The organism is Deltaproteobacteria bacterium, assembly GCA_016709225.1.
Classification (GTDB): domain Bacteria; phylum Myxococcota_A; class Polyangia; order Nannocystales; family Nannocystaceae; genus Xiheibacterium; species Xiheibacterium phototrophicum.
The window spans coordinates 927627-953505 of sequence record JADJEE010000002.1 but is presented as its reverse complement, the minus strand read 5'-3'; the positions used below and the strand labels follow the sequence as shown (position 1 = coordinate 953505).

Below are 25879 nucleotides of genomic sequence, written 5' to 3'. Positions count from 1 at the left end.
GCGCGTCCGAACGAAGATGGTCGCGCACGGCGTGCGTCCCACGCAAGGCCACCCGTGCTCGCGCCCGCGGTCGACCGCTGCGGCGTGTCGCCCACGCTTGCCGCTCGAGCGCTGGTATCCTACGCGCCGACGCCCGCTGCAGCCACCGCGTCGGCCCCGGATCGCACGTGCACCTGCTGACCTCGCTCTCCCTGTCGCTACTGTTCGCGCTCACGCCCCCGAAGGATCGTGGGGGCCCGGAGGTCGCCGCGGTGCCGTGGCCCGCCGATGCTGCCGAGGCCGCGGCGATCGAGGATCCGTTGCAGGTCACGACCTTCGTGCTCGACAACGGCTTGACCGTGATGCTGAGCGAGAACCACGCGCGCCCGGAGGTGTTCGGCGCGGTCGCGGTGCGCACCGGCGGCAAGAACGACCCGCCGGACAACACCGGCATGGCGCACTACCTCGAGCACATGCTGTTCAAGGGCACGCAGGATCTCGGCACCACCGACTGGCGCGCCGAGCAGCCGGTGCAGCAGCGCATCGAGGAGCTCTACGAGCGGCTGCGCAGCGCCGACGCCGGCGCACGGGCGGGCATCCAGGCCGAGCTCGCCGCCGCGGTCTCGCAGTCGTATCGCTACGCGGTGCCGGGTGAGCTCGACGCGCTGCTGGGCCAGATCGGTGGCACCGGCGTCAACGCCTTCACGACCTACGACGAGACCGTCTACCACAACACGTTCCCCGCCTCGCAGCTGCAGGCGTGGCTGGCGATCTACGCCCACCGCTTCGAGAACCCGGTCTTTCGCCTGTTCCCCACCGAGCTCGAGGCGGTCTACGAAGAGAAGAACATCGCGATCGACACCACCGGCTACGAGCTGTTCCGTCGCTTCATGCGCGCGGCCTTTCCGCAGCATCCCTACGGCACCAACGACGTGCTCGGTGAGGTCGACCACCTCAAGCGACCGTCGCTGCGCGCGATGAAGGCCTACTTCGAGCGCTGGTACGTGCCCGGCAACATGGTGCTGGTGCTGTCGGGCGACTTCGACACCGCGACCGTGCGGCCGTGGATCGAGGCCGAGTTCGGCCGCTGGGCCGGCAAGCCCACGCCCGCGCCGCCGGCCCGCACGATCGCACCGTTTCGCCCCGGCGAGCGCGTCGCGATGCGGCTGTCGCCGATCCGCGTGGGCGCGGTCGCGTTCCGGACCCCGCGCGAGGCCGACCCCGAGTTCGCCGAGCTCTCGGTCGCGCGGCTGTTGCTGTCGAACGAGCAGCGCTCGGGGCTCATCGATCGCCTCTCCGACGACGGCAAGGTGTTGCTGGCGATGCACGTGCCGGCCGATCTCGCGGACAGCAACCTCGACGTCGTCGCGTACGCGCCGCGCCTGCTCACGCAGAGCTTCGCCGGCGCCGAGCGGCTGGTGCTGCGGCAGTTCGAGCGCATCGCGAAGGGCGAGTTCGACGCGGCCGAGTTCGAGGCCCTGCGCACCGCGCTGCTGACCAAGGCCGCGCTGCGGTGGGAGGACAACCGCGAGCGCGCGCTCGCGATGGCGCACGCATTCGTGGCCCGCGGCGGCTGGCAGGGGCAGCTCGACTACCTCGCGCGGCTGCATGGCATGACCAAGGCCGATGTGGTGCGGGCCGCCGCGCGCATGTTCGGCGCCTCGCATCTGACCATCCGCTCGCGCGCGGGCTATCCCAAGAAGCAGCGACTCGAGAAGCCCAAGACCCCGCCGGTCACGCCGGTGCCCGGCGCTCACTCGAGCTTCTACCGCGCGATGCAGGAGCGGCCCTCGCCGGCGCCGAAGCTCGCGCTGGTCGATCCGGCCCGCGACCTCGACCACGCGAACGTGCGCGAGGGCGTGACGCTGCACGGCAACGGCAACCCGTTCAACGACATCTACACCCTCGAGCTGCGCTTCGGCGTCGGCACCGACGACATCCGCGAGCTCGACATGCTCGCCGACGTGCTCGGGCGCATCGGCGGCGAGCACATCCCGCGCGAGCGCTTCCATCGCGAGCTGTTCCGGCTGAGCACCACGCTCGAGGCCCGCGCCGAGTCCGATCGGTTCGTGGTCACGCTGCAGGGGCCCGAGCAACATCGCACCCGTGCGCTGCGCCTGCTCACCGAGCTCCTCGACGCGCCGGCGTTCGAGCGCCGGCCGCTGCGACAGGTGCGTCGCGAGATCTGGGGCTACCGCCGCATCGGTCGCAAGGACGCCGGCAACGTCGCCGACGCGCTGCGCGAGCGCGTGGTGTGGGGGGAGCAGTCGAAGTACCGCCGCGAGACCGGACCGGGCGGCGCGCGGGCGCTGGGGCCCGAGCGGCTGCGCCGCGCATGGCGACGGGTGCAGGACTACGCGATCGAGGCCCGCTACGTCGGACGCAAGCCGCTGGTGGAGATCGCCCGCGCGCTCGATCACGCGTTGCCGCCGGGCGTGGCCCAGCTCCCGGCCAAGCCACAGGTCATCCCCGCGCGGGTGCTGCCGTCGCAGACCACCGTCTACTTCGTGCCGCGACGCGACGCGGTGCAGACCCGACTGTGGTTCGCAGTCGACGGCGCCGCGGTGGTGCCGGCCGATCGCGCGGCTGCCGACGCCTTCAGCGAGTACTTCGGCGGCGGCATGGCGGGCCTGGTGTTCCAAGAGGTTCGCGAGCTGCGGGCGCTGGCCTACTCCGCCCACGGCGACTACGAACGCGACGACGAGCCGCAGCAGCACGGCTGGCTGCAGGGCTTCGTGGGCTGTCAGGCCGACAAGACCTTCGAGGCCATCGACGTGATGCTCGGACTCATCACGCAGATGCCGAGCAAGCCCGAGCGCATGGGCATGGTGAGGCAGGCGCTCTCGCGCAGCCAGGAGACCGCGACGCCGCCGTTCCGCGAGTTGCAGGCCGAGCTCGAGACCTGGCGCCGCCGCGGTCACGACGGCGATCCTCGCCCCGAGCTGATGGCCGGCTACGCGCAGATCGAGTTCGACGACATCGAACGCTTCTATCGCGAGCACGTCGCCCAGCGACCGGTCGCGATCATGGTGGTCGGCGACCCGCGCAAGGTGAAGCCCAAGGATCTCGCGCGCTACGGCAAGGTCGTGCGCGTGCGAGAGGGCTCCCTCTACAGCCGCTGAAGCGAGGCCCCGCGGGCGCCGACGCCGGCCAGCCGGTGACGGGCTCAGAACGCCATCTGCAGCTGCACGCGCAGCTGATCGGTGCCCTGGCGCAGCGCCGCGCGCTTCCACAGCCGGAAGTAGTCGAGCTGCAGCTTGAGGTTGTGGCCGGCGAAGTAGTAGTTGAGCCCGCCGCCGATCTCGCTCGAGTCGCCCAACGCCGTGTTGGACCCCTGCGAGAACACCTGCGAGATGCGGAACGCTGGCTCGAGGTATGTGTGCGGCAGCAGGAAGCCGAGCTGCGCGAAGTAGCCGTGGCCGTTGCGCGGCGCTGCGGTGGGGATCGGATCGCCCGCGTCGTCGACGGTGTCGCCGGGGTTCCGCATGCCGCGACGCCACAGCCAGCCGCCCTCGAGGTAGAGCCCTGCGAACTTCACGAGCGCGTCGGCGGTCGCGTTGTGCATGTTGGTGGTGCCGCCATCGGCGGGCGCGTTGCCCAGGACGCCGCGATCGGCGTGGGCGCGATCGATATACGCGTACGCGGCCCCGAAGCTCATGCGCAGCTTCTTGGCCCGCGTCAGATCGGCGGCGTCGTAGTCGTCGAAGAGCCCCAGCGGCAGCACGTCGACCCGGCCGGTGTACAGCAGCCCGCCGTCGCCGAGCCCCTCGGCGTTGCGACCCTCGCCCATGAACACGCCGGCGAAGTAGCGCAGGTGCCCGAGGCCGAGGAAGTCCTCGGAGCGGATGTCGAAGCCGATGTCGCGATCGAGGTTGAACTCTGCGTTGGCGAGCGAGCGGTCGACGAGCAGCGGGTTGATGTCCTGGATCAGCCGCTCGCGGCTGTACTGCGGCCGATACATGCCCACGCGCAGCGTCAGATCACGCAGGTAGTCGAACTGCATGTACACATCCCACGCGGGATGCGAGTGCAAGCTGCCGTCGCGCAGCTGCAGCTCGCGGGGCGCGAGCGCGAGCTGGATGAAGTACTGGTTGTGCGGGCCGAACAGGTGGCCCCAGAACACCGTGCGCAGGCGTCGGAGCTCGAGGCCCTGCCGCAGCGCAGCGCCGTCGTGGGGCTGCTGTAGCGTGTACTGGAAGCCCGTGCGCAGCGAGAGGTTGAGCGCGAACCGGCCGTCGGTGCTGCGCAGCGACAGGCCCTTGCCCGGCGTGAACTTCGGGCTGGTCGTGTCGAGCGGCGCGGGCGTGGTGTCGAGGCCGTAGGTCGGCGCAGCGAAGCTGGGCGCCCTCGCCGGGGCCGTGACGGCGCCGTCGGATTTCACGGGTGTCGTCGGTGCGGGCGCCACGGCCGTCGCCGGCGCGGCCGTCATGGTGGCCACGGGTGTCACGGGTGGCGCCGTGGCGGGCGCTGGCGCGGCGTCGACACCGTCGTAGGTCCGTGCGGGGTCCGTCGCCGGCGCGACGTGGAGGAGGAGCGAGAGGAGGAAGGTCATGGGCCGAGGCCTGCCCAAGGGGCGGCAGCGGTCATCTTACTGACTAGCTGTACCTTTTACTGAACTTCGCCGGAGGCCGCTGCAGGTGCCCTTCGGGGGTCGTCTAGCGCCCGCCGCTCGCGTGTCTTCGCCGCTCGGCGCGGACGACTTGCGACGCAGGAGCGTCACTGCATCGGGCAGGGCGCGGGGTCGGGGCACGGCGTCGGATCGAGCGGATGCGGGTAACTCTCGATGCAGAACGCGATCGATTCGAAGGTATTGGTGGCTTGATAGTCGATGAGGTCGCCCATCCAACCGCGGTCGATACCGTGCCCGGCGCTGTTGCGAATCAGCGTGTTCGTGACGAGCTGCCCAGCGGGCGCCGGCTCGCCGAGGAAGCGGATCGCCCCGTCGTGCGGCCGCGTCCCGGACCACGCGCACGTCGAGCTGCCGATCTGGCTCGTGCCGCCGGCGTACTCGACGACGGCATGCTCGATCGCGCTGCGGGGATCGGGCTCGTTCCAGAAGTAGATGCCGTACCAGTCCCCCGCCGCCGGAGCCTGGGCGGACGACGTGAAGCGAATCGGTGCATCTTGGGTGCCGACCGCGACCAGTGCGCCGCGTGCTGGGCCGCTGTGTGACCCATAGTCGAGGTGCAGGCCGCCTCCTGGGCCGAACGCAAGCTCGACGCCGGGCTCGATGGTGAGCAGGGGCACCGACGCCGCTTCACCCGTGACCCGCAGCTGGGTGCCGGTCTCCGGCGTACCCACGATGTACGGCACGCCCCGATCGTGGATCGTTGCGTCCTGGGCGATGCTCGCAGGACCGCTACCCACCAAGAAGATCGCGTCGACCTCGTTGCCCGTGTACTCGCCGCTCGGCAGCGTCGACACCCCCTGGGCCCACATGTTCACCGGGTGCCCTGCGTTGCCGGTCGCGACGAGTCCCGCCGAGTCGGCAGAGAATCGGGCTCCGTCGCGCAGGATGATCCCCTGCGAGTCCGAGTCGCGCACGGTCACGTGATCAAATCGGAGCGCGCCGACGCCTTCGACGTCCACGCCCTGTGCGTCGATCATGGCCGCGGCGAGGCCGACGGTGCTCCCCACCGCGCCACCACCTGCGATCGTGGTGTACGAGAGTTCGAGCGGACCGCCCTGCCAGATCCGAATGTTGCCCCACGGGCTGCCGGGCTCGAGCTGCGCGAGCTCGATCGGCATGGCTTCGGTTCCGTGGCCGACGATCCGTCCGGCGTCGCGAACCACCGCGCCGACGTCGGGGGCGAAGAGCACCCGTGTGCAGGGCTCGAGCGTCAGCGTCGCGCGGATCGTGATGTTGTGGTCGACGATGTAGGGGCTGCCATCCGCGGTCCACGTGGCGTCCGTCGTCACGTCGCCCGCCATCGTCGGACCCGCGCCGGGGGCTGGGCACTCGCTCGGTGCGGGGGGCTCGCCGGTGCTCTCGCCGTCCGTGGTGGAGGCGACCTCGCCAGAACTGGTCTCGAGGACAGAGCCCTGTGCGTTCGGCGTGCATCCGCCGGGACACAGGGCGAGGCCGAGAACGATGAAACGACACGAATCCATGGACATGCTCGCATGTGCCGGCCGACGTCGCGGCGGCTCCTCGGTGCATGGGTGGGACCACGCCCCGAGTTCCGTCCCGCACGCGCTCCCGCCTCGTCCGGGTTCGGGCGCCTCGTTGCACGCCTGGATGCACCATGCTAAACGGAGTTCAGTATGCCGAACGTTCAGGCGGCGCGGGACTGCGGTTCGAAGCGGATGCGCACAGGGACCGACGACCGCTCGGATCCGTGCAGCGACAAGATCCGGCCGCAGTCCCGCGCCGTGCTGATCGTGGGTGGGACGCACCCGGCGCCGGTGGAGGCGCTGCTCGAGGAGAAGGGGTTCGAGGAGGTGCAGTGGTGGTGCGGTCAGCGGCACGACCAGTTCAGGCGGCCGATCCCGCGGACCATCGGCCTCGTCATCGTGCTGACCGACGCGATCAACCACTCGATGATGCGGTCGATCCGGCTGCGCTGCCGGGCGATGGACATCCCGGTGGTCTGTTCGCGCTCGCGCAAGAGCGAGCTGCACGGGCACCTCGACCACCTCGACCACCTCGACCACCTCGACCAACTTGGGGGTGCGCCCGTCAGGCTGCTGACCGGCCGTCGCACGAAGATGAACGGGGTCCGTCGCCCGTGGTAGGGTGCCGCGCATGGCCCGCACCGCAAGGTCGACCACCCGCGCTCGCCCGTCCCGTGTCGCTGCTGCCACCGTGGCGGTCGCGCCCGCCGAGACCTCGGACGGTTTCACCCGCCAGGTCGGTGAGCGGCTGCACGCGATCCGCCGCGCCCGCGGCTACTCGCTCGACGAGCTCGCGGCGCTGACCGGGGTGTCGAAGGGCACGCTGTCGCAGATCGAGACCGGCGGCACCAACCCGACGCTCGGCGTGCTGTGGCGGATCTGCGACGGGCTCGGCCTGCCGTTCGCGTCGATGCTCGGCGAGGGTCGCGTAGAGGGGGGTACGGTGGTCCGCAAGGGCGATTCGGCGGTGATTCGCTCGAGCGAGGGCGAGCTCGCGAGTCGCCCGCTGACGCCGGAGCGCGCGCTGGGAGACACCGAAATCTACGAGCTGCACCTCGCGGCGCGCTCGACCCACGTCGCCGATGCCCATGCCCCCGGGACGCGCGAGGGAATCATCGTGGTCGCCGGTGTCGTGCGCATCCGGGCGGGCAGCGCCACGTACGACCTCGGCTCGGGCGACACGCTCAGCTTCGCGGCCGACGTGCCCCACAGCTACGAGAACCCCGGCAGAACGGACGCGCGCATGTACAACGTGATCGTCTACGGTCGGCGCTAGGCGCTCGCTCGGTCAGCATCTTGACCGCTCGTTAATCATACTGCACGCTCGGGCGCATCCAGGCCGGCCTGCGACGGCGGCGCGGCCTCGATCGCACGTGAGGCGACCGCGCGTTCTACCCGCGGATCGCGGACATCACCGCCGGCAGCAGCGCGCCGTTGGTCGCGACCGCCTCGGGTGCGCGATGGGTGGCGTTGCCGCTCCAGTCGGTGAAGCTGCCGCCGGCCTCGACCACGCACGGCATGCACGCGGCGGTGTCCCAGATGCTCATCACCGGGTCGAGCACGATCTCCGCGCGGCCGGTGGCGACCAGCGCGTAGGCGTAGGCATCGGACCAGCCGCGATCGAGCAGGCACTGCGCGCGCACGCGCTCGAACGCGGCGCCGCGACCGTGGTCGTACAGCAGCTTGGTGCCGCAGGTGCACAGCCGCGCCTGCGACAGGCTCGCGGTGTCGGAGACGTGCGCGCGGCGGCCGTTCCACCAGCAGCCCTGGCCCTTCGCCGCCCACACCGTCTCGCCGAGCGCGGGCAGGTGGATGACGCCGGCGACCATCTCGCCCTCCCACTCGAAGCCGACCAACACCGCATAGAGCGGCACGCCGCAGATGAACGACACGGTGCCGTCGATCGGATCGAGGATCCACCGCCCCGGCTCGCGACCTTGGGTCTCGCCGTACTCCTCACCGAGGATGCCGTGACTCGGGAACGCCTGCTCGATGCGCTTGCGCAGGCGCTCCTCGGCGCCGCGATCGGCCGCCGTCACTGGCGAGCGATCGGCCTTCAGCTCGTGGGGGGTGCCCGCGTTGAAGTAGCCCAGCGTGAACGAACCGGCCAGCTGTGCGCTCTCGACCGCGAACGCGGTCAGCTCTCGGAGTTGTTGCGGATCCATGACCGCCCGCGAGTGTACCGCCTCCGCGACGACGCGCCGTGGCGGTGCGTTGCTAGAAGTTGACCTGCCCGTAGAGCGCGCCGACCAGCTGGGTCGCCGCGGTCTTGGTCGGAGGGTAGATGTCGAAGGTGCCGACGAAGCTGACGACCCACCACGACAGATCGAGCTGCAGACGCACGCCGGCGCGCGGCTCGGGGTACACGCGGATCGGCACGCCGACGCCGGTGCCGACGCTCGGCAGCACCACGAGCACGCTGTTCTGCCGGGTCTGGTGCTGCACCGACGGCACGATGACGGCGTTGGTGGTGTCGGACTCGCCGACCAGGGCGTAGATGACCCGCTCGGGATACGCGAGCTCGTAGCCGGCACGCACCCGCACGGCGCGGGACGAACCCCAGCCACCGCCGGCGGCGAGCAGCGGACCGCCGCGCACGAACCGACGACGCCACTCGAGTCTGCTGACGTCGTTGACCGTGAGCTCGGTTCGATCGCGACCACGGCTTCGGTGTCGGTGCACAGGAACCGGCGGGTCGACCCGGAGCTCGCCCGGGATGTCCTCGTCGATCGTGAGCGCGAGCTCGCCGCCGCTGCTGATGAACCGCAGGGTGTGCTTCGCTTCGGTCCGCAACGGGCTCACCGCGAGGTGACGGCTGCGGATGCCATGGGGGTGACAGCCGCAGCGATCGGCGGGCAAGGTCAAGGTCCCCGACAGCACCAGCTCGATCGGTGCGCCGCGGGTGGCCGCGACCTCGAAGCTCACCTCGTCGGTCGTAGAGCCTTCGACGATGGTGCCATTGGGCAGCTCCAGCCGCAGCTCGCCGTCATCCGCGGGCGGCAGCGAGCCGGCGATCGTGGCACCGGCACCTGCAGGAACCACGAAGACGTGGGTCGATCGCCAGGTGCAGCGGGCCGGGTCGCCGCCGTCACAGCGCAGCGACGCGTGCTGCTGCGTGGGGGCGAGCCCGTCGAGCCGTGGCAGGGCCACGGTCGGTGGGCCCTTGCACTTGCATGCCATGGCCGTAGGCGCGTGCAGCCAGACCGCGGCCGCCGCAGCCATGGTCGCGAACAGGGGCAGGACGCGTCCCATGGGCGCCGGAACGCCCGACGGGGCGCCCGGCTTTCACGGGGGGTTCGGGCCCCGAGCCACGTCCCGTGGGCTCGCCGCGGCGGCTAGCCCGATAGCCCACCGACGACCTCGCCGAGCTGGCGCAGGCTCTCGCGCATGCCGTGTTCCATGCCGGTCGCGATCACCATGTCGCGGACCTGGCGGGAGGGATACACGACGTGTTGTGTCATCGTGGTGGTGCCGTCGTGCTCGACCAGGGTGACGGTGACGGTCGAGCCCGCGTCGGGGAAGGGATCGAAGATCTCGGTCGAGACCACGCGGTGCGGCGCATCGATCTCGAGGTACGTGCCGTGGAAGCCCACGAGCTCACCACCGACCGTGCGCATCTCGTAGCGCCAGCTGCCGCCGACGCGCAGGTCGATCTCGCAGCGTGTCATCTGTCCGCGCGAGGCCGGGGCCCACCACCTTCGCACGTGCTCGGGGTCGTGCAGCGCCCGGAACACCAGCGCCGCGGGGGCGGCGAAGCTGCGGGAGATGCGGATCTCGGCCTCGCCGACGAGGTCCATCGTGGTGCCGTCGCCGGCGTTCGAGTCGGTTGCGTTCATGTCTTCGCGCGCTTCTGCGGCCCTCGCCGCGGTGATGGCCGACCGGGGTCTTCGCCCGGTGTGGCCCGTTGCATGTCCGCGAGCACGGCGTCGATCCCCGCGAAGCGCTCCTCCCACAGCGCGCGGTAGTCCGCGAGCCAGTCGAAGAGCTGACGCAGCGGCGCCGCGCGCAGCCGATACAGTCGCTGCTGCGCGCGTGCTTCGACCTCGACGAGGCCGGCCTGCTTGAGCACCTTGAGGTGCTTCGACACCTGCGGCTGCGGCAGCGCCAACGCCTCGCCGATCTCGCCGACCGGTCGCTCACCGGTGCGCAGCAGATCGACGATGCGCAGACGACTGCCCTCGGCGAGGGCGACGAACGTCTCGAGCATGCACGGGCAGTCTGCGCGGACTGAATATTCCTGTCAAGGAATATTCGCCTCGAAGGCATGCCTGACCCGCCACGGGCTGCGTTGCTGCGCAGCGCCGTGGTCCCGCTCCGAGGCGGGATGCGAGCTCGTGGCTACGGACAGTCGCTGTCGTAGCCCGAGCGGAACGTGCGCCCGCTCGCGAACGTCAACAGGTGCGTCTGCCCGCCGTAGGGCCCGTAGGTGTAGAGGTTCGAGCCGTCGACCAGGGTGGTACCCGACATCGCGGGGCAGCCACCGAGGCAGGTCCAGTTCCCGCTGGCGAAGGCGTCGGAGGCCGAGGGGATCGGATAGTAGGTGGTGTTCACCGCGCGCACGCCGGTGCCGTTGGGGGTGCCATCGGTCTCGGCGTCGAGCAGCGCCTGGTAGGTGTCGCGCACGATCACGACCGGGCTGGTCTCGCCGGCGGGGATCGCCTCGAGCTGCGCTTCGCTGTGCCAGTTGCCGCCGATGTATGCGCCGTCGGAGGCCAGGCGGATGTACGACTCGCCGGTGTACGGCGCGGTCTCGGTGAGGGTCGGCGGACCGGCGAGCGCGAGGTAGTCGTCGGGGCCGCTGCCCTGCAGCGAGAAGCCCATGCGCAGGCGGAAGGGCGGCGGGAAGGTCTCGCCGAGCGCGGGTTGGGTGTCCCACGGCAGCGGCCGCTCCCAGGTCTCGACGTGCATGACGATCTGCCCGTTGTCGACCCACAGGAAGCCCGACGCGAGCGTCGTCGTGCTGCAGTCGGCCGAGGTCTCGGTCCACATGAAGTTGCCCTGGTCGTCGACGTCGAGCACCGAGTCGAAGCCGTTCGGCTGATCCCAGTTGAGGCCCCACACGCCCACGAGATCGAGGTCGAGCACGTTGGTGCCGAACGCCGGCGGCGGGTCGAAGCCGCCGCCCGCGGTGGGGTCGGTGTCGGTGCCGGCGGTGGGATCGGTGTCGGTGCCGACGGTGGGATCGGTGGTCGACGACGTGGTCGGATCGGTCGTGGGTCCGACGGTGGGATCGGTGGTCGAGGTGGGGTCGGTGCTCGACACCGAGGGATCCGTGGTCGTGCTCGCGGTGTCGCTGGTCGAGCTGCCCGAAGGGTCGGTGGTCGACACCGATGGGTCGGTCGAGCTGGTGCCGACGGTGTCGCTGTCGCTCGTGACCGTGCTGCCCTCGGTGGTGTTGCTGGTCGTGAAGGTGTCGCTGGTCGTGAAGGTGTCGGTCACCGTGTCGCTGACCGTGCTGTCGACCGAGCTGGTGACGGCGTCGGCGGACGTCGTCGTGAGGGTCTCGAAGGTCGAGTTGGTCGTCATCGTCGCGCCGGACGTCGAGTCGCCCGTCGAGTCCGCGGCGGGCGACGTGCTGTCGTCGTTGCAGCCGGCGAGCAAGGTGGGCGCCACCGCCCAGAGCGACCAGAGACCATGGAACGCGAACGCAGTCCTACGCATGACGGGGGCGATGGTCGCAGCAGCGGGGATTCGTGTGGCGGTCGACATGAAATGATCGTCCTCGGGTGGCCTCAGGCCATGCCGCAGCTACGGCGTGCACACCCATCCCTTTCATCGTGTCGCGGCGACCGATCGGGAGCGCCAAGACGGGCCGCGATCGCCGGCGTGGCGATCATGACGCGCCCCGAGCGTGGCGCCGCGTCTGGCGCGATCGCTGGAGACCGGCCAAACCGCGGTCCGCCTCGCCGTTTGCGGACACGCGGTGGGCTCGTCTACGCTTCCGGTCGATGACGACCGCGCTGCAGCAGGACGTCGCGGCCGCGATCGTCGCCGCGCTTCCCCCCGGTGCCGACATGGACGCCGCCCAGGTCGCGGCGGCCCTGACCCGGCCGCCCGATCCGACCCTCGGCGAGCTCGCGTTCCCGTGCTTCAAGCTGGCCAAGGCGCTGCGCCGCGCGCCGCCGCAGATCGCGACCGAGCTGGCCGCGGCGCTGCAGGGCGCGCCCGGGCTGAAGGCCGCAGCCGCGAGCGGCGGCTACGTCAACCTCGAGCTCGACCTCGGCCACGCCGCCGCCATCGTGCTCGCGCCGCTGCTGCGCGGGCCACAACGGGTCGAGGTGTCGCGCGCCGAGCACGTGATGGTCGAGTACTCGCAGCCCAACACGCACAAGGCGTTCCACGTCGGGCACATGCGCAACCTCTGCCTCGGCGACGCGCTGGTGCGACTGCTGCGATGCGACGGCTTCGACGTCATCGCCGCCAACTACCTCGGCGATGTCGGGGCCCACATCGCCAAGTGCCTGTGGTGGTACCTCGACATGCTCGACGACGCCGGTCGTGTGCCGCCCGACCAGGCCCGCGGCGAGTGGCTCGGCGAGCTGTACTCGGCCGCCAGCGATCGCCTCGCGACCCTCGAAGACGCGGCCAAGGCCGGCGACGCCGGCGCAGTCACCGAGCTCGCGAAGGCCAAGGCCCGCACCACCGAGATCCTGCAGAAACTCGAGGCCCGCGATCCCGAGCTCACCGCGGTGTGGCGCGAGACTCGGGCGTGGTCGCTGGCCGACTTCGACGAGATCTACCGCTGGTGCGGCGTCACGTTCGACCGCGTGTTCTACGAGAGCGAGGTCGACGAGCCGGGCCTCGCGTTGGTCGAGGAGTTCCTCGCCAAGGGCGTGTTCGTGCGCAGCGAAGGGGCGGTGGGCATCGTCAACGACGAGGTCAAGCACATGCCGTTCTTCATGCTGCGCAAGCGCGACGGCACCAGCCTCTACGCCACCAAGGACCTCGCGCTGGCGCGCCTCAAGTTCGAGGAGCACCACATCGATCGCTCGATCTATGTGGTCGACGCCCGTCAGAGCGACCACTTCCGCCACGTGTTCCTGACCCTCGCCAAGATGGGCTTCGCCCAGGCTGCGCGCTGCGAGCACGTGCCCTACGAGATGGTCGAGTTGCCGAGCGGCCCGATGGCGACGCGCTCGGGCAACGTGATCCTCTTCCGCGCGCTGCGCGAGCGCATGACCAGCTACCTGCTGTCGCAGTACCTCGCCAAGTACCGCGGCGAGTGGAGCGACGCCGAGATCGAGACCTGCGCGCACCAGCTGGCGCTCGGCGCCATCAAGTACGGCATGCTGTCGCGCGACGTGAACCAAAAGATCGTGTTCGAGCTCGAGGCGTGGCTCGAGCTCGAGGGCAACACCGGGCCGTACCTGCAGTACAGCGCGGCGCGGGCCGGCTCGATCCTCCGCAGGGCCGCCGAGCAGGGGCTCGCGACCGCGGCGGGGGCCGACGCTGCGGCATTGCAGGCCACGCTCGCGACGCTCGGCCAGCCCGAGGAGCGCGAGCTGGTGACCGTGCTCGACGGGTTGCGACCTGCGCTGGCGCAGGCGGCCGCGAGCCTGCGGCCGTCGCTGGTTTGCGCGTACCTCCACGAGCTCGCCAAGTCGATCAACCGCTTCGTCAACTCGAAGCAGTGCCGCGTGCTGCAGAGCGAGGGCGAGGTGCGCATCGCACGGCTGACGCTGGTCAGCGCGGCACACGAGGCGCTGCGCTTCGGGCTGCTGCAGCTGGGCATCGAGGCCCCGGCACGGATGTAGCGTGCGACCTCGCGTACGCGACCCGTGAGATCGCGCAACGGCTCGCACCCAGGCGGTTCGTCGGGAGTCGTGATAAGGCCAGCGTTCCCATGGCCGATGACTCCCGCATCCCCGTGATCGTCGACGCGATCCGCACCCCCATCGGTCGACTCCGCGGCGCGCTGGCGCCGGTGCGCCCCGATGATCTCGCCGCGTTCGCGGTGCGCATGATCGCCGAGCGCAATCCCGCGGCGATCGAGCAGGTCGAGGACGTGGTGTTCGGCGCGGCCAACCAAGCCGGCGAAGACAACCGCAACGTCGCGCGCATGGCCGCGTTGCTCGCCGGCCTGCCGATCGAGGTGCCGGGTGTCACCGTCAATCGCCTGTGTGGCTCGGGCATGGAGGCGGTGCTGCACGCCAGCAAGGGCGTCATCGCGGGCGAGGGCGAGGTCTACGTCGCCGGTGGCGTCGAGAGCATGACCCGCGCGCCGTTCGTGATGCCGAAGGCCGACGAAGCCTTCGCGCGCAAGGCCGAGCTGTTCGACACCTCGCTGGGCTGGCGCATGACGAACCCCGCGATGCAGCGGCTGTATCCGGTCGAGGGCCTCGGCGAGACCGCCGAGAACGTCGCCGAGCGCTACGGCGTGTCGCGCGAGGACCAGGACGCGTGGGCGCTCGAGTCCCATCGCAAGGCCGCGCACGCGCAGGACGAGGGCTGGTTCGACGACGAGATCGCACCGATCGAGGTGCCGCGCGGTCGCGACGAGGAGCCGCTGCGCGTCGGCGCCGACGAGGGCGTGCGCCGCGACACCACGCTGGCCAAGCTCGCGAAGCTGCAGCCGGCATTCCGCAAGGGCGGCACCGTGACCGCGGGCAACAGCTCGTCGCTCAACGATGGCGCGTGCGCGCTGCTCGTCACCTCGCTGGCCAAGGCCCGCGCGTTCGATCTGCGCCCGCTGGCGCGCGTGGTCTCGTGGGGGCACGCCGGCGTGCACCCGGGCGAGATGGGCATCGGCCCGGTGCCGGCCAGCCGCAAGGCGCTCGAGCGCGCCAAGCTGACGGCGGCCGACATCGACGTCGCCGAGCTCAACGAGGCCTTCGCGAGCCAGGTGCTGGCGTCGATGCGCGCGCTCGAGCTCGACCCGGAGCGCGTCAACCCGCAAGGCGGTGCGATCGCGCTGGGGCATCCGCTCGGCTGCTCGGGCGCCCGCATCCTCACCACGCTGGTCTACGGCCTGCAGCGCACCCGCGGCCGCTACGGCCTCGCGACCATGTGCATCGGCGTGGGGCAGGGGATTGCTTGCGTGATCGAGCGGCTGTGATCGGGGGCAGTCGCCGCCGCCGTCACGGCGCGTCGACGCGCACGAGCTCGTGACCGTCGACCGTCATGTGCCAGCGTCCGTCTTGCTGGTGCGGTGGCGCGGTGACGTCGAAGGTGGTGTTGAAGAACGCGAGGCCGACGACGAAGTCGTCGCCGTCGAAGCTCTGGACCGGCGCGTTGACGTCGACGCTGCCGTCGTCGGAGACGCGGTGGTACGAGCAGCGACCGCCCTCGGTGATGGTCAGGTCGACGCCCTTGCCGGTCCAGTGACCGGCGTAGGCGAGCTTGTCGTCGGGCAGGGGCTTGCTCGAGCAGGCGACGCCGAGGACGGCGAGCGCGAGCAGGGCGGAAGTCCGAAGCGGCGGCATGATCCCGGAGACTGCGCCGGGGCCGAAGTGATCACGGGCGCGTGACCGCGGCGACCGGGGCGCGGCTCCGGGCGCGCGTGCGTCCGCCGCCAGCGCGCGGGGGGCCGCGGCAAGTTGGCCAAAGCCGCGCGGGTTCGCATACGATGCCGGCCATGATGTTTCGCGCTTCGCTCGTGCTCGGCTCGCTGCTCGCGGCCCTCACTGCCTGCCCCGCCGACACCGGTTCCGACGACGACGGTGCCTCGTCGCCCTCGACCAACGCCGACAGCTCGGCGGGCTCGGCCAGCGGCGGCGACGATGCGGCCGCGCTCGGCTGCGCGTTCCCGGAGATGATCGACGGCACCAACGGCGCCACCGAGCCGCTGCAAGACGCCTGGGGCGCCGCCTGCTCGGGCGATGCCGAGTGCGTGGCGCTGCTGGGCGACGGTGCGGTGTGTCTGAACCAGGCGGTGGTCTACGAGCTGCCGCTCGGCTACTGCAGCAAGCCCTGCGTGCTGCCCGACGCCAACACCCGCTTCGTGGCCGACGACCCGATGTGCGATCCGGCCGGCGGTGTGTCGTGCGTGGGCTCGAAGGGCACCTTCGAGTACTGCGCGCGCGAGTGCACCGACGACGCGCAGTGCGACCGCGACGGCTACATCTGTCGGCAGATGCCGATCATCGCGATGCAGGACGATCCCTCGATCTGCCTGATGCCGGACTGCTGCCAGGGCACCTGCGACCCCAACGACTGATGCGCCTGCTCGACGGCGCCACCGGGACCGAGCTGGCGCGCCGCGGCTTCGAGCTGCGCGCGCCGGCGTTCTCGGCGGCCGCCAACCTCGAGGCGCCCGCGTTGGTGTCGGCGATCGCAGCCGACTACGCGACCGCGGGCGCGGCGATGATCACGACGAACACCACCTGCGCCCACCGTCACTACGTCGGCGACGACGTGGCGCGGCAATGTCGGGCCGCCGTGGCGCTGGCACGTCGCGGGGCCCCGAGCGCGCAGGTGGCGGGTGCCGTCGCGATGCTGCCCGCCGCGGTCGAGCCCATTCGCCGTGCGCAGCAGTATCGCGAGACCGCCATCGCGCTGGTCGAAGCGGGCATCGATGTGCTCTTGCTCGAGAGCTTCGTCGATCTCGACGAACTCGCACGCGCGCTGGAGGTCACGCGCGGGCTGCACCCGCGGCGGTGGGCCGCGGTGGTGCCGACGCCGACGCTGCACGCCGCCGCGCTCGCGGGACTCGAGGTCGAGCACGTCGCGCTGCACTGCGCGGCGCTCCCGACGATCGCGGCCGCGCTCGAGCTCGCGCCGGGCGGCGTGATCGAAGCGGCGTACCCCAGCTGCGCGCCGGGTCAGGACGACGACGCCTTCGCGGCGCAGCTGGTCGCGCTCGCGCGACGACACGGATTGGCGTGGATCGGCGCCTGCTGTGGCTCGACGCCCGCGACCATCGCCGCGCTCGCCCACGCGCAGGTTCAGCAGTCGCCGTTGTCGCCGACCTCGTAGGTGCCGTCGGTGCGCCCGGCGGCGCCGAGTTGCTCCACCAGCGCGTCCACGCTGCAGCTCGGCAGCGCGGCGTTGTCGTGGATGTACAGGTCGCCCCACGCACCGACCGCGACCACCCCCGCGAGCCCTTCGAGGTCGGCGAGTGCCGGGTTGTCGGTGAGCGTGATCGAGAAGTTGTCGCTGTCGTGCGGCGCGGGGTCTCCCGCCGCAAAGTAGGAAGCGTCCATGCGCGTCACGCCGAGCAGCGCGTCGAGGTCGGTGACGCCGGTGCGATCGAGGTCGAGGTAGCCGATGCGCCGCAGCGCTGGCCAGCTGGGTAGCGTCGTGAGGCTCGGCAGCTCGCGCAGCGAGAGCTCGAAGAGGTAGTCGGACTCGAGTCCATCGAGGGCCGAGACATCGTGCAGCGCCGGGCACCGCTCGAGTTGGATGCTGGGTAGGTCACCGGCGACGCCGTCGCGCGCCGGCGGTTGGCCCACCACCCGGCGCAGGCCCGCCAGCCCGTCGAGGTCAGCGAGCGCGGCGAGCGAGGTGAGCTCGATGGAGCTGGCCTCCTCCAGCGCTTCGAGGCCATGCAGCGACGTGAGCGCGGGGCTGTTGGTGATCCGCAGCGAAGTGGCGGTGCGCAGCGAGGCGAGGCCCGCCAGGTCGGTGGCCGAGGGCGACGAGAGCGTCATCCCACCGACGCTCTCCAGTGCGCCCAGCGACGCGATGACACCCGCCGGCACGCCGTGCAGCGCCAGCGCGTCGGCCGTGCGCAGCCCATCCAGGTGCAGGTGGGGTGACGCCGGCAGGGGGTTCGGCTGCGGGCCGAGGTCGAGGTTCAGCTGGCCGATGTGCGTGACGCCCACGAGCGCCGTGATCGATGCACTCGGCTCGACCTCCGCGATCATCACGCGGTCGAGCTCGTCGACGCCGATCGGCGCATCCCATCGCTCGAGCGCCGAGAGCCGCACGAGCTCCACGCTCGTGAGGGTCGTCAGGTTCGCCGGGGCCGCGAGCTCGCGCAGGGCCGGCAGGTCCCACAGGCTCATGCCGTCGTCGATCTCGCGCAGGCCCGACAGCCCCGAGGTGTCGTCGAGGGCCGTAAGACCCGAGAGCGAGAGGCCACCGACGTGCTGCAGGTTTTCGAGCCCGGAGAGGTCGCCCAGCGCGGGAAGGTCCGCGATCGTGAGCCCGCCGTCGACGTGCTCGAGGCACCCCAGCGCCATCAGCGAGGTGGTGCCCTCGGGGATCTGGAGATCGCCGCCGACGCGGGTGTAGCCCTGCAGCAGGTCGAGGTCGAGGCCGGTGAACGTGCCCGCCAACACCTTGGGTGCGCAACGGCCGTCGTGATCGACGGCATCGGTGGTGCAGCCGCCCAGTGCGGTGCACAGGGCCAACATCAGGGTCCGGAGCCGAGCTCGTGGGGTCATGGCCACCTCGGCAAACCACCCGCCGGTCGATTTCCCGATCGCGGCAGGAAATTCCGCCGATGCTCGTGTGCCGAGACGTCGTCGACCTGCATGCCCGCCATGCTCGCACCCTCGCTCGCGGCCGCGCTGCCGCAGGACCGCCGCGCGCGGCTGGCCGAGCTGTACGATGCCCACGGCGAACGAACCTACCGGCTGGCGCTGCGCTACGGTAGGGGGGATCGCGGGTTCGCGCAGGACGTCGCGCAGGACGTGTTCGTCGATCTGATCGAGCGCATCGACGACGGCGCGCTGATCGACAACGTCGGCGGGTGGCTGTACCGCGCCACCGTCCACCGTGCGCTCAACCTGCTGCGGCGCGAGCGATTCTTGCAGCTGGCGCCGGTGCGCTGGGTGCTCGGCATGCAGGCACCCGCGCCCCGCGAGCCCGACAGCATCGTGCTCGAACGCGCCGAGCTGCGGGCGCTGCTCGCGGAGATCGACCGACTGCCCGATCGCCAGCGCGTGATCGTCTGCATGCGGCACTTCGATGGCACACCGCAGCTCGAGATCGCCGCGATCCTGGGCCTGTCACCCGGCTACGTCTCGAAGCTCCTCACGCGCGCCGAGGCCCAGCTCGCGCGCGCCCGCGACTGCGAAGCAAAGGCGGCGCCATGATCGACCGACCGCTGCACGACGATCTGCAAGCCCTCGGCGCGGCGCTCGACGCCGTGCCGGTGCCGTCGACGCTGCGACGCCACGTGCTCGAGGCGCCTCGGGGCCGCAGGCGATCGTCGCCGGCGCGTGTGTGGATCCCGATCGCGAGCTTCGCACTCGGCGTGGCGCTGGCGTGGTGGTGGCTGCCGCGGGGGGTGCCGGCCTCGCCCGCCTCCGCGGTGCCGGTGGCACCGGTGGCGGTGGCGCCGAACCCCACCGCGCCGCTCCCGACCCCGTCGCCGCAGGACGCATGCGCGACGACGCTCACCGGTGTTCCCGCGGAGGTCGCCGCGCCGTGTCGGCTGCGGCTCGACGAGATCGGTGTCGAGGTCGAGGTCTGGGCCGACGCGCAGCTCGCCCGCCGCGATCGCACGATCGTGTTGCTTGCGGGCGCCGCGAGCTTCGACGTGCGACCCGTCGGTGACGCGCCGCCGGTCGAGGTCGACGTGGGTGCGGGCCGCGTGCGCGTGATCGGCACGCGCTTCGAGATCCAGAACCTGGGCCCGCGTGGTCACCTCGACCTCATCCACGGGCGGGTCGAGTTCGTCGACGGCGCCGAGGTCCACGAGGTGCTGCCGGGCCAGCGCTTCAGCTGGGATCGCCGGCCGGCCGAGCCCGCGCGGGCCCCCGACCTGCCGGTGCCTGCGCCGCGGCCCGCCACGCCCGCACAGCGGCAGAAGCCGTCGCAGCCGGCCGCTGCGGTCGATCTGGGCGAGCTGCTGGACCAGGTCGCGCGCCTGCGTCATGCCGGCGACTACGACGATGCCGAACGATTGCTTCTCGGCTCGATGGCGGCGGTGCACGATCCCGACACGCTCGAGGTGCTCTCGTTCGAGCTCGGCACCCTGCTCGAGTTGCACGGTGACGACACGACTGCGTGCGCGCACTGGCGCTCGCACCTGCGCCGATTCACCAAGGGCAGCTCCCGTGCGCGCGCCGGCGATCACCTCGCGCGCTTGGACTGCGGTGACTAGTGCGCCGCGGTGCACGAGAGCCGCGTTGCGACCGACATCTCGCCCGCGCGGGTGTTCGTGGGCCTGACGATCGCGATGTGGTGGGTCGTGTCGGCGATGCCGGCGGTGCGCGTCGAGGTCGACGACGGGGCGCTCGCCGCAGGTGATGTCCGGCGCGTGACCGGCCACGTCATCGAACGCCTACTCGAGGGCGGCGTTGCGATCGATCCCGGCGCTACGACGCGTCTGACGATCGCGCGTCGCGACGATCGCTACGTCGTCACGGCGCACGCACGCGGTGTCGCGCCCGCGAGCGCCGAGATCGTCGCCGGTGGTCGCGATGCGGCGGTCGTCGAGCTGGAGCTGGTCCAGGTCGCCGTCGATCTCGCGCGCGCCGGCGCGGATTCCACGGCGGCAGTGACGGATGGTGTGCACGTCGTGATTGCGCCCGGTGCGGCCGCGGATCGCCGCGACGTACTCGCGGCCTTCGCTGCCCACGGCGACGTGATCGTGCCCGAGTCAATCGACGCCGCTCGCACCCTGTGCGTCGATCGTCGCGACGGCGGTCACGCGGTCGCGCAGGGGCACGATGCCGATGCGTGCATGCGCTCGCTCGCCACCGCGGTCGAGCACGGCGCGATCGAGGACGCGCGTGAGCAGCTCGATGCGGCGGCGGCGAGCGTCACGTCGACCGCCGCGGCGCCGCCCGAGGTGCCATCGCGACCGCGCGAGCCGGTGGCGACGCCCGCCGCGAGTCCCACCGCGCCGCGTCGGCGCCCGCGTTGGTCGGCCGCTGGGCGCATCGGCGTGGGGTTTGCGTGGCGACCACGCGCGGTCGATGCCGCGCCGTCGATGGGCGCGGAGTTGGCCTCCGATCGTGGGCTCGCGCTCGGCCTCGACCTCGCGGTCTTGCCGACGCGCAGCTCCGAGATCGTCACCGTCGACACCCAGCTGGCGGCGGGCCTCGGCTACCGCGCGCAGCTGGGCCGCGCGCTGCATCTCTCGGTGCTCGCGAGCGGTGGCATCAGCGTGCACGGGGCGCGCGTGGGGGACGAACGCTTCGTGCGGGTCGACCCACTGCTGGGCCTGCCGATCCAGCTCGAGGGTCGCGTGGCACCGCGGGTGGCGCTCGGTGGGCGACTCACGGTGGCGACCACCCTGCGCGCGCGCGCCCACGCGATCCAGGGCTTCGAGGTGTGGCGGCGCGGCGCGTGGGTGGTGATGCTCGCCGCGGTGGTGCGCTTCGGTCGCTGACGATCGCGCGCCCTCGCCATCACTTCGGGTGGGCGAGGAAGAAGTCCATCACCGCTTCGCCCCACACGAACGCGTTGTCGCCCTCGCACCTGAACGAGAACACCTGGCCGGGTGCGTCGCCGGGGTCGGTGCTGCCGGGGAAGCAGTGGCCGAGGATGAGCGGCGAGGCGGCGGCGTAGTCGTGCTCGATGTACTCGAGCACCATCTCGTCGCTCTCGTGGCGGATCCAGCGATGGCTGCCGTCCTGCTCGACCTGCATCGCCGGCCCGAGCCCGAAGTGCTCGACGACCGCGTCGATGCGGGGCTGCGCGCACGCGATGTTCACCAGCGCGTCGGTGGTGCCGTGCAGGTAGAGAATGTCGAGCGGCTCGCTCGGCGCGTGGGTGTCGTCGAAGACGCAGTCGGGGAACGCACCGCCGCCGTTGCCACACGCGGCGCCGGGCGCCACCGAGGCCAGCACGTCGGCGTGGTCGCACGCGAAGCGCCAGCTCATGAAACCGCCCTGGGAGAAACCGGTGAAGTGGATGCGATCGGGGTCGACCGCGAACACCGTCGCGACCCGCTGGAGGAACGCGAAGACCTTGTCGTCGTCGGTCGCGGGGTTCCAGCTGGCCAGCGGCGGCGCAGGGTTGGCGTTGGGCTGCAGGACGATGAAGTCGTGCTCGGTGCCGCGGGCGCGCATGCCGGTGTTGGCGTCCTGCATCTGCGCGCTCATGGTGAAGCCGTGCACGTCGACGATGAGGCCGCAGCCGCCGGCGAGGCACTGCGGCGGCACCTCGAGATCGTAGGTGATGCCATCGCACGCGAAGGCGTGGTGGCCGGCGGCGGTGTCGGTGATGCAGTCGTCGGGCTGCGGGCCGCCGGTGTCGGGATCGCTGGTACTGCCGCGGGTGCCGTCGGAGCTGCCGCCAGCCGAGCCCGACGCATCCGTGCCGACCGTCGAGCCGGTATCGACGGTGGTCGTGAAGGCAGACGTGACCTCGGCGCCGCTGGTCGTGCCGCTGTCACCCGCGCCCGAGCCGGCGCTCGGGTCGGAGCCGCATCCGAGCAGTAGCAGTAGCGCCCAGAGGCGTTCAGGCCGGGGGTTCGAAGTCGTCGCAGGCACTCTTGATGACACCGATCGCCTCGAGGAAGAACGGACCGTAGGGCTCGCAGATGGGCCCGACGAAGCCGTAGGTGAACATGTTGGTGAACTCGAGGATGCGGGTCGCGACCTCGGCCCCATCGATGCCGCCGTTGCACTTGTCGAGCGCGGGGCACTGCGGCTGCTCCGCGGGGCCGACCAGCGACAGCACCACGACCTTGCTCTCGTCGCCGCCCTTGGCTGCGATCACGGCCTGGAACCAGCCGTTGGGATCGCCGGACGAGCCCGGCTGCGGCTCCTGCATGCAGCCGTCGACCTCGTGGTCGTCTTCCTCGTCGGTGATGATGATGACGACCAGCAGCGCGTCGTCGCGCAGGAAGCCCTCGTTGCAGCCGCCGGGACCGGCGAGACCCGGCGAGAGTGCAGCCGACAGCGCCGTCATTGGGCGCTCGTTGCCGTCGCCCGAGGTGCCGATCTTCGCGACACAGCCGAACTTGGTCTCGAGATCGTCGGTCTCGTTCATGTAGCGGCCACCCGACATGAACGGCCCGCAGTTCGCGTTGCTCGCATCGGCACCCGCGGTGCGCGTGATGAGCACGCCATCTTGCAGCGAGCACGAGAAGTCGCCAGCGTAGGCGTCGCTCGAGATCACGCCGACGTTGTAGCCGTTGGTGTCCGCGAGCTCTTGCCGCATCGCGGTGATGAACGAGGGGAAGCTGGCTGCGAGGTTCGACTGCTCGTCGGCCATGCTGCCGGAGTTGTCGATGACGAAGAGCAGGTCGACCTTCTTGCAGCCGGCGTCGCTGCTGCTGTCGCCGCCCATGCCACCGTCGCCGCCCAGCACGTCGAGCTTGTCGGCGGTGTCGCTCACCCCGCTGGGATCGATGCCGGTGGTCGCCGACGACGACACGCTGATGCCCGACGCGGTGGCGTCGTCCTGCTCTGGCGTCCGCTCGTCGCCGCATGCCGCCGTCCACGACAGCGCCGACACGATCACGCCTGCGATCGTGCGCGACGCACGAGCTTGTATGCCCACGGGTGCCACGATCGGCATCATGGGCACCCACGCGTGACTGCGTCAACGCGCGCGGCTACGTCGCAGTGCGCAGTCGTCGACGTGCGCGCGCGAACATCGACATCATGAGCACCATGGGCAGCGCCACGAGGTCTCGGACGCGAACTGGGCTGGTTGCGCAGCCGCAGCCCTGGGCACCTTCGCCGCCATCAGCCGGAGGATCGGCGGGCGCTGCGTCGTCACCGGTATCGTTGCTCTCACCCCCATCGGAGGTTCCCGCATCGCCGGTCGCGTCAGCGCCGGTACCGTCGCTACCGCCGGTCGTGTCCTCGCCCGGTGGGTTCTCCGGTGCGGCCACGCCCACGCCGATGGCGATCCAGTCGCTCTGCGTGACGTTGCCGGCATTGTCGGTCGCGACCAATCGCAGGTTGTAGCCGCCGGCCGGGAAGGTGGTGTTCCACCGGTACGGCGCCCAGTCGAGCATCTGCGTGACCATGTCGCCGTCCTCGGGGGCGATGATGAGCTCGAGGTTGGCGACGCCCCAGCCGTCGCCATCGTCGGCCTCGGCCTCGATGTGCAGCTCGGCCTGTCCGCCGCCATCGACCTCGAACATCTGGTTGCCGACTGGCGACACCACCTTCAGGCTCGGCGGATCCGTGTCGGGGTAGTCGGTCAGCGGGTTGCCGCAGACCTCGGAGAAGCCCGCAAGCGGCCCGGTCTCACAGCCGCCGTTGTAGCTGCCTTCGCCACCGGTCTGCGGATCGATGGGAAAGCCCTGGCAGCCCCACGTCGGCTGCCAGGTGCCGTCGGCGTCGAAGCACGGCGTGACGTCGATGCCCGACTGCGACTCGATGAAGTCGATCGCGCTCGAGGCGATCACGCTGCCCGCGGTGCCACCACACACGCCGGGGTTCGACATCTGCGCCCACGAGTGGATGCCGATCACGCGCCAGGTGTCGTCGCCGCCCTGCGCCGAGCGCAGCTTCACCATCACGGGGCCGCCGGAGTCGCCGCTGCAGATGCCCTCGCCGCCGGAGCCTGTGATGATCTCGCCGACGTTGGTCACCGCCTGGACGTTCAGCTCGACGAACTTCTTTCGACCGCTGTTGCCGTCTTGATCGTTGCCATAGCCGACGTGGGTCACCTGCGTGCCGGGGCCGAGGATGGTCTCCTCGCAGCCGAATGCGATCGGCGTGACCGGGATGTTGGTGACCGGGGTGGCGAGCTTGCAGAACCCGTAGTCGTTGCCCTCGCCGGTGTCGCTCCACGCGGGGTTCGATCGGCAGTACTCGGTCTCGGCCAGCTGCACCGCGCTCGAGGCCCGCTCACCGAAACGGATCGTGGCGGTCTCGTCGTTGGGCACGCAGTGCGCGGCGGTGAGGATGATCTGCGGATGCACGAGCGTGGCCGTGCATGCGCCGCCGTTGGTGCTGAGGTACGCGACCGACGGCCAGCCGCACTGCTCGGTCTCGCCGCCGCCATAGATCTGCGTGGTCGGTAGCGGCACCGCGAGGCTGTCGACCGGCGGCGCCGCGTCGGCGAACAAGGGGACGACGATGGCCGCGGGGACGAGGATGGCGAGCATCATGGGCGGCCTGAAAGCTCCCATAGCTGACGCCAAATCGCAACATAGGTCACGAGAAGCGGGCAATAACCGGGTTCGGGACCGGGCAATGGCCGGGCGCCGCGCCGGCCGGTCCGTGGTAACTGCGGGCGTGATCACGCTCCATCACCTCGAGACCTCGCGTTCGCACCGCGTGCTGTGGATGCTCGAAGAGCTCGGCCTGCCCTACGAGATCGTCCGCCATGCCCGCGACCCCAAGACCATGCTCGCGCCGGCCAAGCTTCGCGAGATCCATCCCCTGGGCAAGTCGCCGACCATCGTCGATGACGGGCGCGTGTACGCCGAGTCGGCCGCGATCCTCGAGTACCTCGTCGATCGCTACGGTGACGGTCGCTTCGTGCCGGCGAAGGACAGCGAGGACCACGCGCGGCACCGCTACTTCATGCACTACGCAGAGGGCTCGCTGATGCCGTTCCTGCTGATCGAGCTGGTGTGCTCACGCGTGCGCTCGGCCCCGCTGCCGTTCTTCGCCAAGCCGATCGCGCGCCGCATCGCCGACGGCGTCGGCCAGACCTTCACGCACCCCAACCTCGCACGGCACACCGAGTTCATCGACGCCGAGCTCGCGCGCGCGCCGTGGTTCGGCGGCGTCGAGCTGACCTGTGCCGACGTGCAGATGAGCTACCCGGTGGCCGCGCTGGTCGAGCGCGCGGGCAAGCACGGGCCCACCGATCGCGCGCGCGAGTACCTGTCACGGATCCGCGCACGGCCGGCGTTCCAGCGGGCAGTCGAGCGCGGCGGCGAGATGTTCTGACGCTTGGCCGGCGATGGCGACGGCGTCGCGGGGGCCCACGGCGCGAGACCGACACCGACCACGCCACCGACGCACGCGTCGGG

At 71.1% G+C, this 25879-nt stretch carries 24 protein-coding genes; 12 read left to right on the top strand and 12 right to left on the bottom strand.

All coding sequences use genetic code 11. The annotated features are described in order from the left end of the window. Positions 1-167 precede the first annotated feature (167 nt). Complete coding sequence (locus tag IPH07_18130) at positions 168-3101, top strand: insulinase family protein (GenBank protein ID MBK6919320.1); 2934 nt, start codon at positions 168-170, stop codon at positions 3099-3101. 44 nt (positions 3102-3145) lie between these two features. On the opposite strand, the gene IPH07_18125 is transcribed toward IPH07_18130, so the two are convergent. Continuing rightward, positions 3146-4531 (bottom strand): hypothetical protein, encoded by a 1386-nt coding sequence (locus IPH07_18125; GenBank protein ID MBK6919319.1) that lies wholly within the window; start codon positions 4529-4531, stop codon positions 3146-3148. A 164-nt stretch (positions 4532-4695) separates the two neighbouring features. Then, positions 4696-6375 (bottom strand): hypothetical protein, encoded by a 1680-nt coding sequence (locus IPH07_18120; GenBank protein ID MBK6919318.1) that lies wholly within the window; start codon positions 6373-6375, stop codon positions 4696-4698. Positions 6376-6384: 9 nt separating this feature from the next. Between IPH07_18120 and IPH07_18115 the strand changes: the two genes are divergently transcribed. Both IPH07_18115 and IPH07_18110 read left to right on the top strand, forming a co-directional pair. Continuing rightward, positions 6385-6714, top strand: a complete 330-nt coding sequence (locus IPH07_18115) for a DUF2325 domain-containing protein (protein MBK6919317.1) — start codon at positions 6385-6387, stop codon at positions 6712-6714. Positions 6715-6784: 70 nt separating this feature from the next. Beyond that, a complete protein-coding gene (locus IPH07_18110; protein MBK6919316.1) occupies positions 6785-7369 on the top strand; it encodes a helix-turn-helix transcriptional regulator in 585 nt (194 codons plus the stop codon). A gap of 115 nt (positions 7370-7484) precedes the next feature. On the opposite strand, the gene IPH07_18105 is transcribed toward IPH07_18110, so the two are convergent. From IPH07_18105 to IPH07_18085, 5 genes are all read right to left on the bottom strand, one after another. After that, positions 7485-8258 carry an inositol monophosphatase family protein gene (locus IPH07_18105; protein ID MBK6919315.1) on the bottom strand — a complete coding sequence of 258 codons (774 nt, stop codon included), beginning with the start codon at positions 8256-8258 and terminating at the stop codon, positions 7485-7487. Between the two features lie 52 nt (positions 8259-8310). After that, a complete protein-coding gene (locus tag IPH07_18100) occupies positions 8311-9345 on the bottom strand; it encodes a hypothetical protein (GenBank protein ID MBK6919314.1) in 1035 nt (344 codons plus the stop codon). A gap of 83 nt (positions 9346-9428) precedes the next feature. After that, the gene (locus IPH07_18095; GenBank protein MBK6919313.1) at positions 9429-9929 is read right to left on the bottom strand and encodes an SRPBCC family protein; all 501 of its coding nucleotides are present in this window, start codon (positions 9927-9929) and stop codon (positions 9429-9431) included. Further along, positions 9926-10300 carry a winged helix-turn-helix transcriptional regulator gene (locus IPH07_18090; protein MBK6919312.1) on the bottom strand — a complete coding sequence of 125 codons (375 nt, stop codon included), beginning with the start codon at positions 10298-10300 and terminating at the stop codon, positions 9926-9928. The genes IPH07_18095 and IPH07_18090 overlap by 4 nt, the downstream gene beginning before the upstream one ends. A gap of 131 nt (positions 10301-10431) precedes the next feature. Then, positions 10432-11532, bottom strand: coding sequence for a hypothetical protein (locus tag IPH07_18085; protein MBK6919311.1), 1101 nt, complete (start codon positions 11530-11532; stop codon positions 10432-10434). On the opposite strand from IPH07_18085, the gene IPH07_18080 reads away from it, so the two are divergent. The 3 genes from IPH07_18080 (at position 11504) to IPH07_18070 (ending at position 15148) form a co-directional block, all read left to right on the top strand. Beyond that, entirely contained in the window at positions 11504-11809 is a 306-nt protein-coding gene (locus tag IPH07_18080) for a hypothetical protein (protein ID MBK6919310.1), read from the top strand. The genes IPH07_18085 and IPH07_18080 overlap by 29 nt on opposite strands. Before the next feature lie 232 nt (positions 11810-12041). Beyond that, a complete protein-coding gene (gene argS / locus IPH07_18075; GenBank protein ID MBK6919309.1) occupies positions 12042-13847 on the top strand; it encodes an arginine--tRNA ligase in 1806 nt (601 codons plus the stop codon). A gap of 89 nt (positions 13848-13936) precedes the next feature. Further along, on the top strand, positions 13937-15148 hold the full coding sequence (locus IPH07_18070) for an acetyl-CoA C-acyltransferase (protein ID MBK6919308.1): 1212 nt from the start codon (positions 13937-13939) through the stop codon (positions 15146-15148). 22 nt (positions 15149-15170) lie between these two features. On the opposite strand, the gene IPH07_18065 is transcribed toward IPH07_18070, so the two are convergent. Beyond that, positions 15171-15515 carry a hypothetical protein gene (locus tag IPH07_18065; GenBank protein ID MBK6919307.1) on the bottom strand — a complete coding sequence of 115 codons (345 nt, stop codon included), beginning with the start codon at positions 15513-15515 and terminating at the stop codon, positions 15171-15173. 152 nt (positions 15516-15667) lie between these two features. Here IPH07_18065 and IPH07_18060 point away from each other — a divergent pair, with 152 nt between their 5' ends. Then, the gene (locus tag IPH07_18060) at positions 15668-16249 is read left to right on the top strand and encodes a hypothetical protein (GenBank protein ID MBK6919306.1); all 582 of its coding nucleotides are present in this window, start codon (positions 15668-15670) and stop codon (positions 16247-16249) included. Continuing rightward, positions 16249-17007: a homocysteine S-methyltransferase family protein gene (locus tag IPH07_18055; GenBank protein ID MBK6919305.1), complete on the top strand. Its 759-nt coding sequence runs from the start codon at positions 16249-16251 to the stop codon at positions 17005-17007. The genes IPH07_18060 and IPH07_18055 overlap by 1 nt, the downstream gene beginning before the upstream one ends. Here IPH07_18055 and IPH07_18050 read toward each other — a convergent pair. Continuing rightward, positions 16977-18389, bottom strand: a complete 1413-nt coding sequence (locus tag IPH07_18050; GenBank protein ID MBK6919304.1) for a hypothetical protein — start codon at positions 18387-18389, stop codon at positions 16977-16979. The two genes, IPH07_18055 and IPH07_18050, sit on opposite strands and share 31 nt — an antisense overlap. A 129-nt stretch (positions 18390-18518) precedes the next feature. Here IPH07_18050 and IPH07_18045 point away from each other — a divergent pair, with 129 nt between their 5' ends. The 3 genes from IPH07_18045 to IPH07_18035 are packed head-to-tail and all read left to right on the top strand — an operon-like array spanning position 18519 to position 21319. Continuing rightward, positions 18519-19073, top strand: a complete 555-nt coding sequence (locus tag IPH07_18045; GenBank protein ID MBK6919303.1) for a sigma-70 family RNA polymerase sigma factor — start codon at positions 18519-18521, stop codon at positions 19071-19073. After that, positions 19070-20086 (top strand): FecR domain-containing protein, encoded by a 1017-nt coding sequence (locus IPH07_18040; GenBank protein ID MBK6919302.1) that lies wholly within the window; start codon positions 19070-19072, stop codon positions 20084-20086. Before IPH07_18045 ends, IPH07_18040 begins: the two co-directional genes overlap by 4 nt. A 9-nt stretch (positions 20087-20095) precedes the next feature. Continuing rightward, positions 20096-21319 (top strand): hypothetical protein, encoded by a 1224-nt coding sequence (locus IPH07_18035; protein ID MBK6919301.1) that lies wholly within the window; start codon positions 20096-20098, stop codon positions 21317-21319. A 19-nt stretch (positions 21320-21338) separates the two neighbouring features. On the opposite strand, the gene IPH07_18030 is transcribed toward IPH07_18035, so the two are convergent. From IPH07_18030 to IPH07_18020, 3 genes are all read right to left on the bottom strand, one after another. Next, positions 21339-22424 carry a hypothetical protein gene (locus tag IPH07_18030; GenBank protein MBK6919300.1) on the bottom strand — a complete coding sequence of 362 codons (1086 nt, stop codon included), beginning with the start codon at positions 22422-22424 and terminating at the stop codon, positions 21339-21341. Then, positions 22393-23400, bottom strand: coding sequence for a hypothetical protein (locus tag IPH07_18025; GenBank protein ID MBK6919299.1), 1008 nt, complete (start codon positions 23398-23400; stop codon positions 22393-22395). Before IPH07_18025 ends, IPH07_18030 begins: the two co-directional genes overlap by 32 nt. 94 nt (positions 23401-23494) lie before the next feature. Continuing rightward, a complete protein-coding gene (locus IPH07_18020; protein MBK6919298.1) occupies positions 23495-25006 on the bottom strand; it encodes a trypsin-like serine protease in 1512 nt (503 codons plus the stop codon). A gap of 127 nt (positions 25007-25133) precedes the next feature. Here IPH07_18020 and IPH07_18015 point away from each other — a divergent pair, with 127 nt between their 5' ends. Next, positions 25134-25796: a glutathione S-transferase gene (locus IPH07_18015; GenBank protein ID MBK6919297.1), complete on the top strand. Its 663-nt coding sequence runs from the start codon at positions 25134-25136 to the stop codon at positions 25794-25796. The last annotated feature ends 83 nt before the right edge of the window (positions 25797-25879 follow it).

Bases quoted from the DNA above. Each gene is read 5' to 3' on its own strand.
- IPH07_18045 (MBK6919303.1), top strand. From the start codon at position 18,519: ATGCTCGCACCCTCGCTCGCGGCCGCGCTGCCGCAGGACCGCCGCGCG.
- IPH07_18095 (MBK6919313.1), bottom strand. From the start codon at position 9,929: ATGAACGCAACCGACTCGAACGCCGGCGACGGCACCACGATGGACCTC.
- IPH07_18050 (MBK6919304.1), bottom strand. From the start codon at position 18,389: ATGTTGGCCCTGTGCACCGCACTGGGCGGCTGCACCACCGATGCCGTC.
- IPH07_18065 (MBK6919307.1), bottom strand. From the start codon at position 15,515: ATGCCGCCGCTTCGGACTTCCGCCCTGCTCGCGCTCGCCGTCCTCGGC.
- IPH07_18070 (MBK6919308.1), top strand. From the start codon at position 13,937: ATGGCCGATGACTCCCGCATCCCCGTGATCGTCGACGCGATCCGCACC.
- IPH07_18105 (MBK6919315.1), bottom strand. From the start codon at position 8,258: ATGGATCCGCAACAACTCCGAGAGCTGACCGCGTTCGCGGTCGAGAGC.
- argS (MBK6919309.1), top strand. From the start codon at position 12,042: ATGACGACCGCGCTGCAGCAGGACGTCGCGGCCGCGATCGTCGCCGCG.
- IPH07_18040 (MBK6919302.1), top strand. From the start codon at position 19,070: ATGATCGACCGACCGCTGCACGACGATCTGCAAGCCCTCGGCGCGGCG.
- IPH07_18055 (MBK6919305.1), top strand. From the start codon at position 16,249: ATGCGCCTGCTCGACGGCGCCACCGGGACCGAGCTGGCGCGCCGCGGC.
- IPH07_18125 (MBK6919319.1), bottom strand. From the start codon at position 4,531: ATGACCTTCCTCCTCTCGCTCCTCCTCCACGTCGCGCCGGCGACGGAC.
- IPH07_18090 (MBK6919312.1), bottom strand. From the start codon at position 10,300: ATGCTCGAGACGTTCGTCGCCCTCGCCGAGGGCAGTCGTCTGCGCATC.
- IPH07_18060 (MBK6919306.1), top strand. From the start codon at position 15,668: ATGATGTTTCGCGCTTCGCTCGTGCTCGGCTCGCTGCTCGCGGCCCTC.
- IPH07_18020 (MBK6919298.1), bottom strand. From the start codon at position 25,006: ATGATGCTCGCCATCCTCGTCCCCGCGGCCATCGTCGTCCCCTTGTTC.
- IPH07_18100 (MBK6919314.1), bottom strand. From the start codon at position 9,345: ATGGGACGCGTCCTGCCCCTGTTCGCGACCATGGCTGCGGCGGCCGCG.